The sequence below is a fragment of the Bradyrhizobium sp. genome (assembly GCF_035570375.1).
Classification (GTDB): domain Bacteria; phylum Pseudomonadota; class Alphaproteobacteria; order Rhizobiales; family Xanthobacteraceae; genus Bradyrhizobium.
Genome location: NZ_DATMLW010000194.1, coordinates 35,690 through 49,464, shown reverse-complemented (window position 1 = coordinate 49,464; position 13,775 = coordinate 35,690). Strand labels below are relative to the sequence as shown.

Annotated in this window: 20 protein-coding genes; 7 read left to right on the top strand and 13 right to left on the bottom strand. The window is 61.2% G+C overall.

What is annotated here, in order from left to right:
- On the bottom strand, positions 1-207 hold a 207-nt coding region (locus VNX23_RS20610), incomplete at its 3' end, for a winged helix-turn-helix domain-containing protein (protein WP_414643040.1).
- A 405-nt stretch (positions 208-612) separates the two neighbouring features.
- Positions 613-1,320: a hypothetical protein gene (locus VNX23_RS20605; protein WP_325633020.1), complete on the bottom strand. Its 708-nt coding sequence runs from the start codon at positions 1,318-1,320 to the stop codon at positions 613-615.
- A gap of 247 nt (positions 1,321-1,567) precedes the next feature.
- On the opposite strand from VNX23_RS20605, the gene VNX23_RS20600 reads away from it, so the two are divergent.
- The 3 genes from VNX23_RS20600 (at position 1,568) to VNX23_RS20590 (ending at position 3,614) form a co-directional block, all read left to right on the top strand.
- Positions 1,568-1,903, top strand: a complete 336-nt coding sequence (locus tag VNX23_RS20600; RefSeq protein WP_325633018.1) for a hypothetical protein — start codon at positions 1,568-1,570, stop codon at positions 1,901-1,903.
- 315 nt (positions 1,904-2,218) lie between these two features.
- Positions 2,219-2,809: a formyltransferase family protein gene (locus tag VNX23_RS20595; protein WP_325633016.1), complete on the top strand. Its 591-nt coding sequence runs from the start codon at positions 2,219-2,221 to the stop codon at positions 2,807-2,809.
- A 247-nt stretch (positions 2,810-3,056) separates the two neighbouring features.
- Positions 3,057-3,614, top strand: a complete 558-nt coding sequence (locus tag VNX23_RS20590; protein ID WP_325633014.1) for a hypothetical protein — start codon at positions 3,057-3,059, stop codon at positions 3,612-3,614.
- A 109-nt stretch (positions 3,615-3,723) separates the two neighbouring features.
- Here the strand turns inward: VNX23_RS20590 and VNX23_RS20585 are convergent, their stop codons facing one another.
- The gene (locus VNX23_RS20585; RefSeq protein ID WP_325633025.1) at positions 3,724-4,122 is read right to left on the bottom strand and encodes a RidA family protein; all 399 of its coding nucleotides are present in this window, start codon (positions 4,120-4,122) and stop codon (positions 3,724-3,726) included.
- A gap of 220 nt (positions 4,123-4,342) precedes the next feature.
- Here VNX23_RS20585 and VNX23_RS20580 point away from each other — a divergent pair, with 220 nt between their 5' ends.
- Together VNX23_RS20580 and VNX23_RS20575 are read left to right on the top strand one after the other, a co-directional pair.
- Positions 4,343-5,221 carry a DMT family transporter gene (locus VNX23_RS20580; RefSeq protein ID WP_325633012.1) on the top strand — a complete coding sequence of 293 codons (879 nt, stop codon included), beginning with the start codon at positions 4,343-4,345 and terminating at the stop codon, positions 5,219-5,221.
- 158 nt (positions 5,222-5,379) lie between these two features.
- Positions 5,380-5,832 (top strand): peptidoglycan-binding domain-containing protein, encoded by a 453-nt coding sequence (locus VNX23_RS20575; protein WP_414643039.1) that lies wholly within the window; start codon positions 5,380-5,382, stop codon positions 5,830-5,832.
- A 129-nt stretch (positions 5,833-5,961) separates the two neighbouring features.
- On the opposite strand, the gene VNX23_RS20570 is transcribed toward VNX23_RS20575, so the two are convergent.
- The 4 genes from VNX23_RS20570 to cysK all read right to left on the bottom strand — a co-directional run bounded on the left by VNX23_RS20570 (position 5,962) and on the right by cysK (position 8,337).
- Positions 5,962-6,492 (bottom strand): hypothetical protein, encoded by a 531-nt coding sequence (locus VNX23_RS20570; protein ID WP_325633010.1) that lies wholly within the window; start codon positions 6,490-6,492, stop codon positions 5,962-5,964.
- Between the two features lie 140 nt (positions 6,493-6,632).
- Positions 6,633-6,953, bottom strand: coding sequence for a hypothetical protein (locus VNX23_RS20565; protein WP_325633008.1), 321 nt, complete (start codon positions 6,951-6,953; stop codon positions 6,633-6,635).
- A gap of 5 nt (positions 6,954-6,958) precedes the next feature.
- The gene (locus VNX23_RS20560; RefSeq protein ID WP_325633006.1) at positions 6,959-7,198 is read right to left on the bottom strand and encodes a BrnA antitoxin family protein; all 240 of its coding nucleotides are present in this window, start codon (positions 7,196-7,198) and stop codon (positions 6,959-6,961) included.
- Between the two features lie 161 nt (positions 7,199-7,359).
- Positions 7,360-8,337 carry a cysteine synthase A gene (cysK, locus tag VNX23_RS20555; protein ID WP_325633004.1) on the bottom strand — a complete coding sequence of 326 codons (978 nt, stop codon included), beginning with the start codon at positions 8,335-8,337 and terminating at the stop codon, positions 7,360-7,362.
- Positions 8,338-8,561: 224 nt separating this feature from the next.
- On the opposite strand from cysK, the gene VNX23_RS20550 reads away from it, so the two are divergent.
- The gene (locus tag VNX23_RS20550; protein ID WP_325633002.1) at positions 8,562-8,777 is read left to right on the top strand and encodes a hypothetical protein; all 216 of its coding nucleotides are present in this window, start codon (positions 8,562-8,564) and stop codon (positions 8,775-8,777) included.
- A gap of 103 nt (positions 8,778-8,880) precedes the next feature.
- Here VNX23_RS20550 and tgt read toward each other — a convergent pair whose 3' ends face one another.
- The 6 genes from tgt to coaD form a co-directional block, all read right to left on the bottom strand.
- Positions 8,881-10,017, bottom strand: a complete 1,137-nt coding sequence (gene tgt / locus VNX23_RS20545) for a tRNA guanosine(34) transglycosylase Tgt (protein ID WP_325633000.1) — start codon at positions 10,015-10,017, stop codon at positions 8,881-8,883.
- Positions 10,014-11,096: a tRNA preQ1(34) S-adenosylmethionine ribosyltransferase-isomerase QueA gene (queA, locus tag VNX23_RS20540; protein WP_325632998.1), complete on the bottom strand. Its 1,083-nt coding sequence runs from the start codon at positions 11,094-11,096 to the stop codon at positions 10,014-10,016. Before queA ends, tgt begins: the two co-directional genes overlap by 4 nt.
- Positions 11,097-11,230: 134 nt before the next feature.
- Positions 11,231-11,695 (bottom strand): peptidylprolyl isomerase, encoded by a 465-nt coding sequence (locus tag VNX23_RS20535; RefSeq protein WP_325632996.1) that lies wholly within the window; start codon positions 11,693-11,695, stop codon positions 11,231-11,233.
- Entirely contained in the window at positions 11,671-12,057 is a 387-nt protein-coding gene (locus VNX23_RS20530) for a hypothetical protein (protein WP_325633023.1), read from the bottom strand. The genes VNX23_RS20535 and VNX23_RS20530 overlap by 25 nt, the downstream gene beginning before the upstream one ends.
- Before the next feature lie 74 nt (positions 12,058-12,131).
- Entirely contained in the window at positions 12,132-12,695 is a 564-nt protein-coding gene (locus tag VNX23_RS20525) for a peptidylprolyl isomerase (protein ID WP_325632994.1), read from the bottom strand.
- 17 nt (positions 12,696-12,712) lie between these two features.
- Positions 12,713-13,210, bottom strand: a complete 498-nt coding sequence (coaD, locus tag VNX23_RS20520) for a pantetheine-phosphate adenylyltransferase (protein ID WP_325632992.1) — start codon at positions 13,208-13,210, stop codon at positions 12,713-12,715.
- 286 nt (positions 13,211-13,496) lie between these two features.
- On the opposite strand from coaD, the gene VNX23_RS20515 reads away from it, so the two are divergent.
- Positions 13,497-13,760 carry a hypothetical protein gene (locus tag VNX23_RS20515; protein ID WP_325632990.1) on the top strand — a complete coding sequence of 88 codons (264 nt, stop codon included), beginning with the start codon at positions 13,497-13,499 and terminating at the stop codon, positions 13,758-13,760.
- The last annotated feature ends 15 nt before the right edge of the window (positions 13,761-13,775 follow it).

Here is a 13,775-nt window from a genome sequence, read left to right as displayed (position 1 = left end):
TGCACGTCTGCAGAGGTGATTGATCTCGTCCACCAGATCCCACGCCCGCTTGTAGGACATGTTCATCGCCCGGCCGGCTGCGGAGATCGAGCCGTGGGAGCGGATTTGTTCGAGCAAAAGTATCTTGCCCGGCCCGATCCGCCCGATCCCGTCGAGATCGATTCGTACGCTCAAGGATGGAAGCGAGGTTGTGGCTGACTTTCGCATGTTCGGCCGGTTCGTTCTTCTTGTTTCGCCCGGAAAACAGAGCTCCGATTCCGAAGTTCGCAAGCTGTCGCGGCGACCTCTGATGCGAACTTCGGAATCAAAGGACCTCCAGCAACTTTTTGGTTTGAGTAGCGGCTTTGAATTTGAAGTTCCTATCACGCACTTCGCGATACCGATAGGAACTTCAAATTCGCCGCACTAGCGCTTCCGCATCGACGGCTATGCAGCAGCACGATCTGCCCTGCGATTGCAAACGTCAAATCGCACGGCCATTCATCTGACGTCCAGAAGCAAATTTTCACATTGATGCGAGTCAAAGCCGATCAGATTTCGCAACGTCGAAAAGCAAAGCCCTTCGCCGCCGGGTGCCGGCAGAGCGAAGGGCTGGAAGGCATCAACTTTGCTTCAATAACAGGTGCGGGGATCGACCAGGACGTATTGTCCCGATGGATACCGGTAATAGCAATTGCCTTGAGCGAGATAGTAGCCTTGACGGCTGGCAGCGACCGCGCCGGAAATCGCGCCGGCGGTGCCGCCGGCGATCGCACCCACAGCCGCACCGCCCGGACGGCCGGTCAGGATGCCGCCGAGCAGCCCACCGACGATCGCACCGCCGACCGCGCTTGCGGCCGGGTCCGGCGCAGGGGGTGGCGGCGGAGGCGGAGGCGGCGCATAGGCCACCGGCGGTCCCGCCGGATAACCGGCTGCGACCGGAGGCCCGCCGACATCGTCCAGGAACTCGACCTCCGAAACATAGGTGGGCGGACCTTCCATCGGCTGCGGGTAGAAATACCAGACGCCGCCGACATCCCACCACCAGCCATAACGGCCGTTGTGGGTTTCCTGGCGCCAGCGTCCGCCCTCCCAGGCCAGACGGCCGTGATAGGCATGTCCGCCGAAATTGCGTTGCGCCAAGCCCATTCGCGCATAGCGTGCCTCACCCTGCGGTCCACGGACCTGTGCCTGCCCCCCGCGAGGCGGAGCCGGGTGACCCTGGACTCCCGGCTGGCCCTGAGGCGGCCCTCTGCCCTCCTCCGCATGCGCAGACAGCGCAAGGACGGATACGATCGAAACCAGGGGTAGGATGATGCGAGAACGTTTGACCGTGCTCATGTTGATATTTGCTCCACTGCCACCTCGACGATTCCTAGTGGGCACACTGGATCACCGCCACCGCAAAAGCCACGGTGACCAAGGCCCGTCCCACCCGTTGCAGACAATTTTGGGCCTTTTGTGTTGCCGGGTTCCGCCAAATCGCCTGTTTTGGGCCGGATTTGCCGCTCATCCCATCATTTCTTCGTGTTGCCATCCCCACCACGTGCCTTGTAGAGCTAATTGCGACGGCAATGGGGAAATCGACATGAAAAAGATGCTCGCGCTGGTCGTATTGCTGCACGCGACGGCTGCATTTGCGCAAGGCAGCCCTCCGCCAGCCGACGGAAAGCCGCCGGCACATTCAAAGCAGCACGGCCCTCCGAAATCCTTGGCGGAGAAGCTCTTGGCTTGCCTTGAGATCGACGACGAGACGAAGGACCGGCTGGACTGCTACGACGCGGTCATTCCGCCGAAGCCAAAGCCCAAGAAGGCGGGACCTGCGAACGGCGTGGTGGATTGCCGTTACGTCAAGGAGGAAGACGAGCGCTTAAAATGCTTCAACGGATTCGCGGAGAAGATTCCGAAATTTTCGTCGCGCTAGTGCGGTGAATTCGAAGTTCCTATCAGTGTTGCTGCAATCTCGTCGTAGGAACTTCGAATTCAAAAACCGCACTAGAAACATTAACTTGCTAGTGCTCCTTTGATTCCGAAGTTCGCCTCAGAGGTCGCCGCGCATGTTTGCGAACTTCGGAATCGGAGCACTAGTGTCCCGGTGCCGACCTTCGTATGATTTTGCCACACGCACGCCTCGCCTGGTCCTGTTGATAACCCGCCGTCACCTTTGGCCGATGGCGTGACAACGCTCGACAGCGTGTTAACGACGGACAACAGGCAACTCCCGGACGGAAGAAACACCATGCGGATCACCCTCGTCGGCTCCCGCCATTTCGGCGTGACTGCCCTGGACATGCTGCGCCAGCGCGGTGTCGACGTTGTCAGGGTTGTCGTTGCCGATGCCGATGACCGGCTCGCGGGCGCAGCCCGAGCGGCCGGGATCGATGTCGTCGTCCAGGGCAATCCGAAACTGGTGGCGGCTAGCGAAATCGCAGACGACACCGATCTCATCGTTACCGCGCACAGCCATGCCCGCGTCAGCCGGGAGGCGCTGGCCGCGGCCAAACTCGGCGGTATCGGATACCATCCCTCGCTTTTACCCAGGCATCGCGGCCTCGCTGCGGTCGAGTGGACGATCCGCGAAAAGGATCCGATCGCCGGCGGCACTGTCTATCACCTCGCCGATCGCATGGATGCCGGCGCGATCGCGGTGCAGGACTGGTGTTTCGTCAAAAAGGGCGAAACCGCGCGGGAATTGTGGGAGCGCGCGCTGGCGCCATTGGGCCTGAGACTGCTGGGCGAAATGATCGACTACGCCAATACCTACCACGCCCTTCCCGGCAAACCCCAGGACGAGCAATTCGCAACCAACGCACCCCGCATTACCGACTAGAATTATCGATCTCTCGATTTTTCATCAACCCTTCATAACCGTTTGCATCGTATCGATTTTTCATTGCACGACAGAACAAGATTTCAACCCGTGCCGCAAACGAATAATAACGACGTCGCCGCACTGGCATTTCGGTTCCCGCGACACGATGTCTGCGGCGGTATTGGTCGCGGAGGGCTTGTGCTTTTGTCGATCAATAGTGCATATGCCACGACGGAAAAGTCGCCACGCTGAACGGGGGAGTGCAATGGAGCATTTGCGGAACTATCGTGCAGCGGCCGGTCGAAAGCCTCGCGACAACAACACCCATCAAAAAATCCTCGTCGACGCCCGGCGGCTGATATTCGCCGTCGCCGCGCTGCTGGTGGCCGCGCTATGGGGCTCGACAAGCCACGCGCAATCGGGGCCGTTTGCCGGCATGGCCGGAGTTTGGTCCGGCGGCGGCACGGTCACGCTGGATGACGGCTCGACCGAACGAATTCGGTGCCGCGCCACCTACGCGGTCGGTGCGGGCGGAAATGGTTTGCAGCAGACGCTGACCTGCGCCAGCGACGCCTACAAATTCAATTTGACCAGCAACGTCGTCGCCCAGGGCTCGGCCGTTGCCGGCACCTGGAGCGAAACCAGCCGCAACATCAACGGCAATCTTGAAGGACGCTCGGGTGGCGGCGTTTTCCAGGTCGTCGCCAGCGCTCCCGGATTTACCGCCAACATCACGCTGACCACGCGCGGCACCAAACAGTCCGTCGTGATCAGGGCCGAGAGCGTGTTCAGGGGCGCTTCGATTTCGCTGTCCAAATCCTGAGCGAGTCCTGAGCAAGTCCTGAGCAAGTCCTGAGCCAACTCAGATCAGCCGGACAGAAATCCCCGCCGGCGAGCCGGCGGGGATTTTTTCGCCGTCGTTTCCGCTCCGTTTAAGCGGGTGGGACAAACGCGGTGACTTCGATCTCGACCTTGGCGCGGACATCGACCAGGCCGTCAATATAAAGCAGCGTCGAGGGCGGAAAATTCTTGCCGATCGTCTCGCGCCAGGCCGAGGCGATGCCTGCGCCTGCAGTCTCGTATTCGCTCCGGCTGGTCAAATACCAGGTCAGGCGGACGATGTGCTGTGGCCCGGCTCCCGCCTCCTCGAGCAAGCGGACTATCCGCCGCAATGCGACCGCAACCTGCCCGGCCAGGTCCGCTTGATATTCGCCCTTGTCGTCGCCGCCGGTCTGGCCGGCCAGCACGATCCATCGGCCCGGGCCATCGACGGTAACCCCATGCGAAAAGCCGCGCGGTTTCGACCAGTCAGCCGGTTGCAGGATGCGCATGAGTAGTTCCTCCAGGGCTTCTTGCGCATAGATGTGCACGGCACGTTTGAGAATGTCGAGCCGGAATTTCTCGCGCTCGAAGCCAACGCATTCGCCCCATCGCCACCGGCATCGCAGCCTCAGCACATTTGCGCGTTGCAAACCGCCACTGGGTCGCCGATACCGGCCTGTCCGCTCACGCTTCACGCAGACGTTCCGCCATGTCTTGTCACCCCCACCGATGAACCCTGCACCTTCGAAATCAAGGGCCGCGTTGTGGATGGCGGGCTGGCTCGGCCTGATGCTGGTCATGGCGGTAGCCGGCCGTGAGTCAACGCGGGAACTCAACGTCTTTCAGATCATGGAGGTGCGCACCGTCCTGGGGATCGTCCTGCTTTATCCGCTGATCCGCCTCTACGGCGGCTTTGCGACCTTGAAGACGTCGCGGCCTTTGGCCCATCTCGCGCGCAATCTCATCCACTACGCCGCACAGCTCGGCTGGTTTTTCTCGCTGACCCTGATTCCGCTGGGACAGGTGGTGTCGATCGAATTCACCATGCCGATCTGGACGGCGATCCTGGCCGCAAGTTTCCTGGGCGAGCGCATGACGATCTGGAAAATAACCGCGATTGCGCTCGGTCTTGTCGGCGTGCTTGTCATCGTCCGCCCGGCGACTGGCGAGATCAATCCGGGTCAACTGATCGCGTTTGCGGCGGCGGTGGGATTTGGCACCTCGGTTGCGATGATGAAGTCGCTGACCCGCACCGAAGCGGCGGTGGCGATTGTGTTCTGGATGATGGTGATCCAGTCGGTGGCCGGCCTCCTGCCATCGCTTTATGTGTGGAAATGGCCGTCGCTCTATATCTGGCTCTGCCTGATCATGGTTGCCATCAGCGGCACATTTTCTCATTTCTGCATGGCACGCGCGATGCTCTATGCCGACGCCACGATCGTACTGCCGATGGATTTCCTGCGCGTTCCGCTGACCGCCGCAGCCGGCTGGCTGATCTATTCGGAGCAGCTTGATATGTTCACGGTCCTCGGCGCAGCCCTGATCCTAACGGGCAACCTGCTCAACCTGAAACCCTCCGCTGCACGGCTGGTGCGGGTGGGGAGCTGAAGGCGTTCCGCCTACCCCCTTTCGCATCCACTTTCGAAGCGATGCGGATATCCAGATCACGCCAAGGTTGAAGCAGACGGATTTTCTGGAGCCGGGCGCAATTTCTCGTGTAGTCTTAAGCGCAGCGTTGCAAAAGCGAATCTGTCGAGGGGATCAAGATGCGCTACGTGATCGTCATTCTTTCCCTGATCTGCATCTCGTTCTCCACGTCCACTGCCAGGGCCCATCTGTCGGCCGGCGTCGATCCGGCCACCTTCACCGAGGAAGCCAGTCAGACGACGGAAGACCAGATCAAGCTCAACAGGGTACAGCGGCGCGATGTGCAGAAGCGTCTGACGGGTCTCGGCTTCGACACCAGAGTGACGGGAAAATTCGATGATGAAACACGCAGTGTGATTACCCGCTGGCAAGCCGCGCGCGGCTATCCCAGCAGCGGCTATCTCAACAAGCTCCAGCACAAGGCGCTTTTGTCCGAACCCGTCGCAGCGACACAGACAAGTTCAAGCGAAGATACGGATAGTTCCTCACGCCGCCGACGCCGGGGCGGCGGCGGTCCGCCCAATCCCGTTTCATTTATTGGCGGCGTGGTAGGCGGCATCTTCCGGCACTGACCGGAAATCGGCTTTGCTGGGCGAGATGGCTTCGACGGGAGACCGTCACCTTTGGCTATCCGCGCGTGCGCTCGTTTTGAACAGCGGGTCCCAGGGGCCTTTGGCTATCCGCGACATGCGCCGTCGTTGTTAACGGCGGGCGACGGTCCCGAGCGTTAAGTCGCCGCCACCCGATCCGGTTCCCTGAAGGTTTCCACTGGCGAGGGTATTGCTGATGCGGGTGACAATGCCATCCCAGCCACGTTTTTCGGCGGCCGGGTAATTGATCAAGACGCAATTGACCAAGGAAGCGGCGAAGTTGCAGCGGTCGTACCAGATCTTGTCGTTGCGGAAGCTCGATACCACGAAAAAACGCGACGTGATTTTCTTGTAGACGATGTCTTTCGGCGGGTTTCGCTTGGCGAGAAACGTGGCCGGCGAGTCTCGGGCCTCATTTGTCAGCGATTCAATGGTCAGATTGGCACGTCCATCCGAGGTCAGAAATTGCTTGCCGTAGGCGCCTTCCGGTTTACCCGCATCTTCCGTGAAGACCGAAGTCGGAATATCGACGCTCGCACCGGTTTCTGCGACGATATAGCGTTGCCAATTGATCGGTTCGGCCGCACTTGCATTGCCGGCAAAAACCAGTGCTGCTGCAGCGACAAGGCTGCTCAGTTTCATGACAAGCTCCCGAACCCGGGCCCCAGAGCCGCAGGCCAACGCCACGCCCGCTGGGGCTTCTTGCTTCCGCGATGATGCGGCTGATCAACCGATAACGGCCTGACCAGGTTCCTTTCGGCTTGCCGAACGAGCCGCTCAACCTATTTGGTGCACTCCGCGTAACCTTCGATCAGCTTCACCATCTTGTCGCCGCCCGAGGTCAAGAGACACATCTGGACCTCCTTGCCCGCCGGAACCGGTTTGGCGCAAGTGATCTGCGGATTGTTGTTGTAGCGCGTGGTGGAGAATTTGCAGGTCACGATACAGGACGCGTTGCTGCTCAACGAGTTGGTCATCATGATACTGGCGACCTCCTCGCCCGGCAGAATGATGCACTGGTAGGGAACCGTTTCCGCGGTGACCGGCTCCGAAAGCAATCCCGTCATCAGTGCAAGACGGGAAATCGCCGAGCGTCCCCCCATGAAATTTATTTCCCTGCCGCCTTTCTCAGCGCGTCGTTGATCCGGTCCTGCCAGCCGGGTCCGCCTTGCTGGAAAAACTCGAGCACGTCCTGGTCGATCCGCAGCGAAACCAGTTCCTTGACCCCGGGCAGTGCCATTTTCTTAGGCAACGTTTCGGCCTCTTTCCGTGTCACTTTCTTGAACGCGGCCTCGGCTTCGGTGCGGGCGTCATTGAGTGTTCTCGGTCGTCTTGGTTGATCCGGCAAGGCTAGAGCTCCGATTCGGAAGTTCGCAAGCTATCGTGGCGACCTCTGATGCGAACTTCGGAATCAAAGGAGCTCTGGCAACTTGTTGATTTGCGTAGCGGCTTTGAATTTGAAGTTCACGAACTTGCCGCGATACCGACAGGAATTTCAAATTCGTCGCACTAGATTCCTTCAAACAGTACGGTGGATAGATAGCGCTCCGCAAACGACGGCACCACCGCCACGATGGTCTTGCCGGCGTTTTCCGGCCGTTTGCCGATCAGAAGTGCCGCCGCAATCGCGGCGCCAGAGGAGATGCCACCCGGAATGCCCTCGTTGCGAGCAAGCGCCCGCGACATGTCGATCGCTGTCGCGCTGTCGATCCTGACGATCTCGTCGATGACGGAACGGTCGAGAATTTCGGGAATGAAACCGGCCCCGATCCCCTGGATCTTGTGCGGGGAATGCTGACCGCCGGACAGCACCGGACTTTCCTCGGGCTCCACAGCCACGACACGCAGCGAGGGTTTGCGGGGTTTTAGCACCTGCCCAACGCCCGTGATGGTCCCGCCCGTGCCGACGCCGGCAACGAAGATGTCGATGTTGCCGCCGGTGTCGTTCCAGATTTCCTCCGCCGTGGTGCGGCGGTGAATTTCCGGATTGGCGGGGTTCTTGAACTGCTGCGGCATCACCGCATTGGGCGTCGTTCGCACCAGCTCTTCGGCGGTCGCGATCGATCCCCTCATCCCCTGTGCCGCCGGTGTCAGAATGATTTCGGCGCCAAGAAACGCCAGCATTTTGCGCCGCTCGATCGACATTGAGTCAGGCATGACCAGCTTGAGCCGGTAACCACGAGAGGCCGCCACAAAGGCCAGCGCGATTCCTGTATTTCCGGATGTCGGTTCAATCAGGACCGTGTCGGCGTTGATCAGTCCGGCTTTTTCCATCGCCACAATCATGGCAACGCCGATTCGATCCTTCACGCTCGCGGCCGGATTGAAATATTCGAGTTTGGCGAGAATGTTGGCATTCGAGCCGTGCTGTTGAGGCAGCTTGCCAAGCCGCACGATGGGCGTATCGCCGATCGCGTCAACAATACTGTCGAAGACGCGGCCCCGGCCGTGACGTTGCGTCGCAGACGTTGATGGCGACATGCTCATGAAGGCTCCACGCGAGCGCGCTCTGTTCGAATTTGCAAGCGATTCTTTCATTACGGGTTGGTCATGCTTCCGTGCAAGGAAGAATAGTGCGCATTTGGATTTCGCTGCGATGCAAAAATTCAAATTTCCGAAATTACTTAAATCAAACGTATTTGTGTTGCGTCATCGTCAATGTGTGGCAGTATGATGTGGTACGGGGATCAGATCGCAACAAGGAGGTCACGATGCCAGCAGTTGCTGATGCCATGTCGACCGTCTCCACCGACCGCGATCCGCGCGGCTGCGATCTGCCGACCTGCCCGGTTTGCGCCGATTCGATGGTGGCTGCGGAGGCTTCCGCCTATCTGGCCGACAATCTCGTCAGCTATCTCTGGACCTGCGATACGTGCGGGTACGGTTTTGTGACCAAACATTCGCTCAAGCGTCCGGTCTGCAACTAGGTTCAGCTCGTCGTTGAGGGAAAATCTCAAGGCAAACGCGTAGCGCTTGCCCGCGCAAACCGCTTTTTCGAATTTGCGTTTGACCGACCCCATGATCGAATCGTCATGAGCGGGCGGGAATATCTCCCTTCGCCCACTCTCGCCGCGTGCGCTCACGGAAAGTTGCGAAGCTGCCTTCGGAAATCACGTTCCTGATGTCGTGCATCAGGCGCTGGTAATACGCGATGTTGATTTCCGACAGCAGCATCGCGCCCAGCGTCTCGCCCGATTTGACGAGGTGATGCAGATAGGCGCGCGAATAGCTGCGCGCTGAAGGCCACGAACTCTCCTCATCGAGCGGTCGTGGATCATCGGCATGACGGGCATTGCGCAGGTTGATCTGGCCGAACCGCGTGAACGCCACGCCGTGCCGCCCGTTGCGGGTCGGCATCACGCAATCGAACATGTCAACGCCGCGCGCGACCGCTTCCAGGATGTCGTCGGGTGTGCCGACCCCCATCAAATAGCGCGGCCGCTCGAAGGGCAGGATCGGGGTGACCTCCTCGATCATCGCGAGCATCACCGATTGCGGTTCGCCGACGGCAAGCCCGCCAATGGCGTAACCGTGAAAGCCGATCTCGACGAGGCCCCGAGCGCTTGCCCGGCGCAGCTCGGGCACGTCGCCGCCCTGGGCGATGCCGAACAGCATGTAGCCCTCAGGCGCGCTTTCAAACGCGCGCTTGCTGCGCTCGGCCCAGCGCAGGGAAAGTTGCATCGCGCGCTCGATGTCTTCCGGTGCGGCGGGCAAGCGGATGCACTCGTCCATCTGCATCGCGATGTCGGAGCCGAGCAGGCGCTGGACCTCGATCGAGCGCTCCGGCGACAATTCGACCATTGCGCCGTCGATATGGGAGCGAAAGGTGACCGCCCGCTCGCCGATCTTGCGCAATTCGGACAGCGACATCACCTGGAAGCCGCCGGAATCCGTCAGCATCGGACCGTTCCAGCCGGTAAAGGCCTGCAAACCGCCGAGCGCCGCGATCCGCTCCGCACCGGGTCGCAGCATCAAATGATAGGTGTTGCCGAGCACGATGTCGGTGCCCGCGTCCCGCACCTCGCGCCAGTGCATGCCCTTCATGGCACCGGCTGTGCCCACGGGCATGAACGCAGGCGTTCGGACCATGCCGTGCGGGGTGGTCAGCCGCCCGGTGCGGGCCTGACCGTCACGGCCGAGCAGTTCAAAATGGTTCGGTAAAGTCATGCAATCGATCTATCACGAAACAGCAGGCAAGCGTCTCCGTACGAATAGAAGCGATAGCCGCTCTCGATGGCGTGAGCATAGGCCCGCTTCATGGTTTCGAGCCCACTGAAGGCCGAGACCAGCATAAACAGGGTCGAACGCGGCAGATGAAAATTGGACAGGAGAATGTCGACGGCGCGAAAGCGATAGCCCGGCGTGATGAAGATCGAGGTCTCGCCGGCAAACGGCGCGACGGTGCCGTCCTCCGTCGCCGCGCTCTCCAACAGCCGCAGCGAGGTGGTGCCGACCGCGACGATGCGGCCGCCCCTGGCGCGCGCGGCGTTCAGCGCATCGGCAGTCTCCCCTCGGACGGCACCCCATTCGGAATGCATCTTGTGCAGACTTGTGTCTTGCGCCTTGACCGGCAGGAAGGTCCCCGCTCCGACATGGAGTGTGATCCGCTCGATGCCGATGCCGTGCTTGCGTAACGCAGCCTCAAGCGCCGGCGTGAAGTGCAATCCTGCCGTGGGAGCCGCGACCGCGCCTTCCCTCTCTGCAAACATGGTCTGATAGTCGGCGACGTCCCGCTCGTCGGTTGCGCGCCTCCCGGCGATATAGGGCGGCAGCGGCGGACTGCCGAGGTCGGCAATGGCGGAGTCGAGCGCAGGCCCGTGAAACGAAAACGACAGCGTGACTTCGCCGTCCTCGCCCTTGTGTTCGACTTCGGCATCGAGGTGGCCGAGAAGGCAGACCCTTCCCTCATGGCCGAACCGGACCACGTCACCCGGCGCAAGCTTCTTGGCCGGTTTTACCAATGCCTGCCAGCGCGAGGCATCGAGCCGCTTGATCAGCGTCGCCTCGATCTTCGGTTCGGTTTCCCGGCCGATGCGCCGGCCGGCAAGCTGGGCCGATATGACCTTGGTGTCGTTAACCACCAGCTGGTCGCCGGGCCTCAACAATTGTGGAAGGTCGACGACGCGGTGGTCGCGCAACGCCGCGCCCGGCCCGACGACGAGCATTCGCGCGGAATCGCGCGGGCTTGCCGGACGCAAGGCGATGCGGTCGGATGGAAGTTCGAAGTCGAAGAGATCGGTGCGCATGGCCGGTGGGTATTATGTGGGCGTCATTCCGGAGGGTTCGCGAAGCGAAGCCATCCGGAATCTCGAGATTCTCAGGTGCGCAATCGCGCACCATAGTTCGCGCGTGCCGCGCGCCCCGGAATGACAATCCTGCCTCACGCCGCATCCAGCGCCATGTGCGCCTTGACGATCTTGTCGGGATCCCTGACCGGCTCGCCGCGCTTGATCTTGTCGACATTTTCCATGCCCGACGTCACCTTGCCCCACACCGTATACTGCCGGTTCAGGAACGACGCATCGTCGAAGCAGATGAAGAACTGGCTGTCGCCGGAATCCGGATTGGCGGCTCGCGCCATCGATACCGTGCCGCGCACGTGCGGCTCGTCGTTGAACTCGGCCTTGAGTTTAGTGCCGGAACCGCCGGTGCCAGTGCCGTGCGGACAGCCGGTCTGGGCCATGAAACCATCGATCACGCGGTGGAATACGATGCCGTCATAGAATCCATCGCGCACCAGTTCCTTGATGCGCGCGACATGGTTGGGCGCGAGATCGGGCCGCATCTCGATGGTGACACGTCCCTGCGTGGTGTCGAGGATCAAAGTATTTTCGGTGTCAGCCATGCTCTTCTCTCTAATGGTTTGGGGGGAAGTTTCCGATTTCGAAACTGGACCGCGAAAGGCCGGCCGGCGACCGCGCCGGCCATCCCTTCAGTAAATGGCATCGGCGTACAGCGCTTCAACGCCTCCATCACGGCGATCCGGTACATCAGGCGGTCGTTGTCGTCAGCCTGTTCCGATTCATAGGTGATCCGGGGATGGCCGAGGATCTCGCCTGCCCGGTTAAAGCTCACAATCACGGTGACGTCGATGCCAGGATGGGCCTGAGACGGCGGCGGCGGCTTCCAGCAGCTCCCCAATCGCGCAAAGAGTTCGCTGATGGTGTTGACCTGGGCCGGTTCCGCCAGCGCAGGCGTCGTTCCCATCAGCAACAGTGCTGCCGCCGACCAGATCCGCAGGATGCGGGCTCGGACCAACCTGGTGGAGCCCCGCACTGGCGTCACTTGATGTCGGATGCGACCTGCACCTTGACCATCTTGTCGGGATCGGTGACGGCGCCGCCAGCGGATCCGGGGGAGGCCTTTTTCAGCGCGTCGACCACGTCCATGCCCTGCACCACCTCGCCGATCACGGTGTACTGGCCGTCGAGGCTCGCTCCGTCGGCAAACATGATGAAGAACTGCGAATTGGCGGAATCGACGCTGTCGCCGCGCCGCGCCATTCCGACGATTCCGCGCTTGAAGTGCACGTTGGAAAATTCCTGCTTCAGGTTCGGGTATTTCGATCCGCCGGTGCCGTTGAAATTCTGGCCGTCGCCGGTCTGCGCCATGAAGCCGTCGATCACGCGGTGGAACGGGACGTTGTTGTAAAAACCCTCGCGCACGAGCTGCTTGATGCGCTCGGCATGCTGGGGCGCAATGTCGTTCCTCAGCTTGACGACGATCCGTCCCTTGCTGGTGTCGATGACGATCGCATTCTGTTTGTCGAGGCCGGCTGGAAGCGGCTGGGCGATTGCGGGGGCGGCGCAGACGAGCGCGGCGAAAACGGCGAGAATTCGGATCATGGAGGCTCCAGAAGATGCTAGCGGGCGAATTTGGTCTTGATGCGCCTGGCCACGGCCTTCGGCACAAAGTGCGAGACGTCACCGCCCATCCCGGCGATCTGGCGCACCAGTGTGGCCGTGATCGGGCGAACCGTCGGCGAGGCCGGAAGGAACACAGTGCGGATCTGCGGCGCCATGGTCCCGTTCATTCCGGCGATCTGCATTTCATAGTCGAGGTCGGTGCCGTCGCGCAGGCCGCGAATGAGGATGGTCGCATTGGCGCGTTTTGCCGCGGTGACCGTGAGGTCGTCGAAAGTGGTGCACTCGAGTTCGCACTGAGCGCCTTTGGCCACGGGCTCGAACACCTCGCGCACCATCGCGAGCCGCTCCTCGACCGGAAATAACGGGGCCTTGCCGGGATGGACGCCGATCGCGACCACCAGGCGGTCGCACAGGCCGACAGCCTGGCTGACCACGTCCAGATGGCCATTGGTCACGGGGTCGAAGGAGCCGGCATAAAGCGCGATACGGGGCATAAATCCGTCCTACCCCGCCCGGCGCGGGCCCGCAAGCCGAACGGTTTTCGCAAGTCCGTCAATCAGCAAACATTTGGCTTTTTTATCGTCCGTTGAACCACTTCCGGGGATGGCCCGGACTTGCGTGCCGGCTCTGTTTCGTTGGCGGGCGGGGCGATGAAACGAAACAGCGCGGGAATGAAACCACTTTCGCGCAATGAGAAGCCATCCGGAAACGGGCACTTTGTATGGCGTTGACCAGCCAACGAGGGGCCGCCACGGCCCCGTGACATGGGGACCGACATTCATGATCAAAGCTGTTTCAGCCATCGCTATTGCTGCGCTTGTCGCCACCGCTCTCGCCCTGCTTCCCGGCTTTGCGCCGGAAGTCGAAGCCAGCGTGCCGCATGTGCTTGCCAAGGGCGATCGGCTGGATATTCACCCAATTGGACGCGATTGCTCGCAACAGGCTTGGCCGAATTTCGAGCCCGCTTGCCTGCGCCTGGCGGGTTCCAGCACTCCAACACAGATCAAGCAGGCCCGTCTGGTCACCGCCGACCGCACGCCGTAAGCCGCGCCGCAGGAC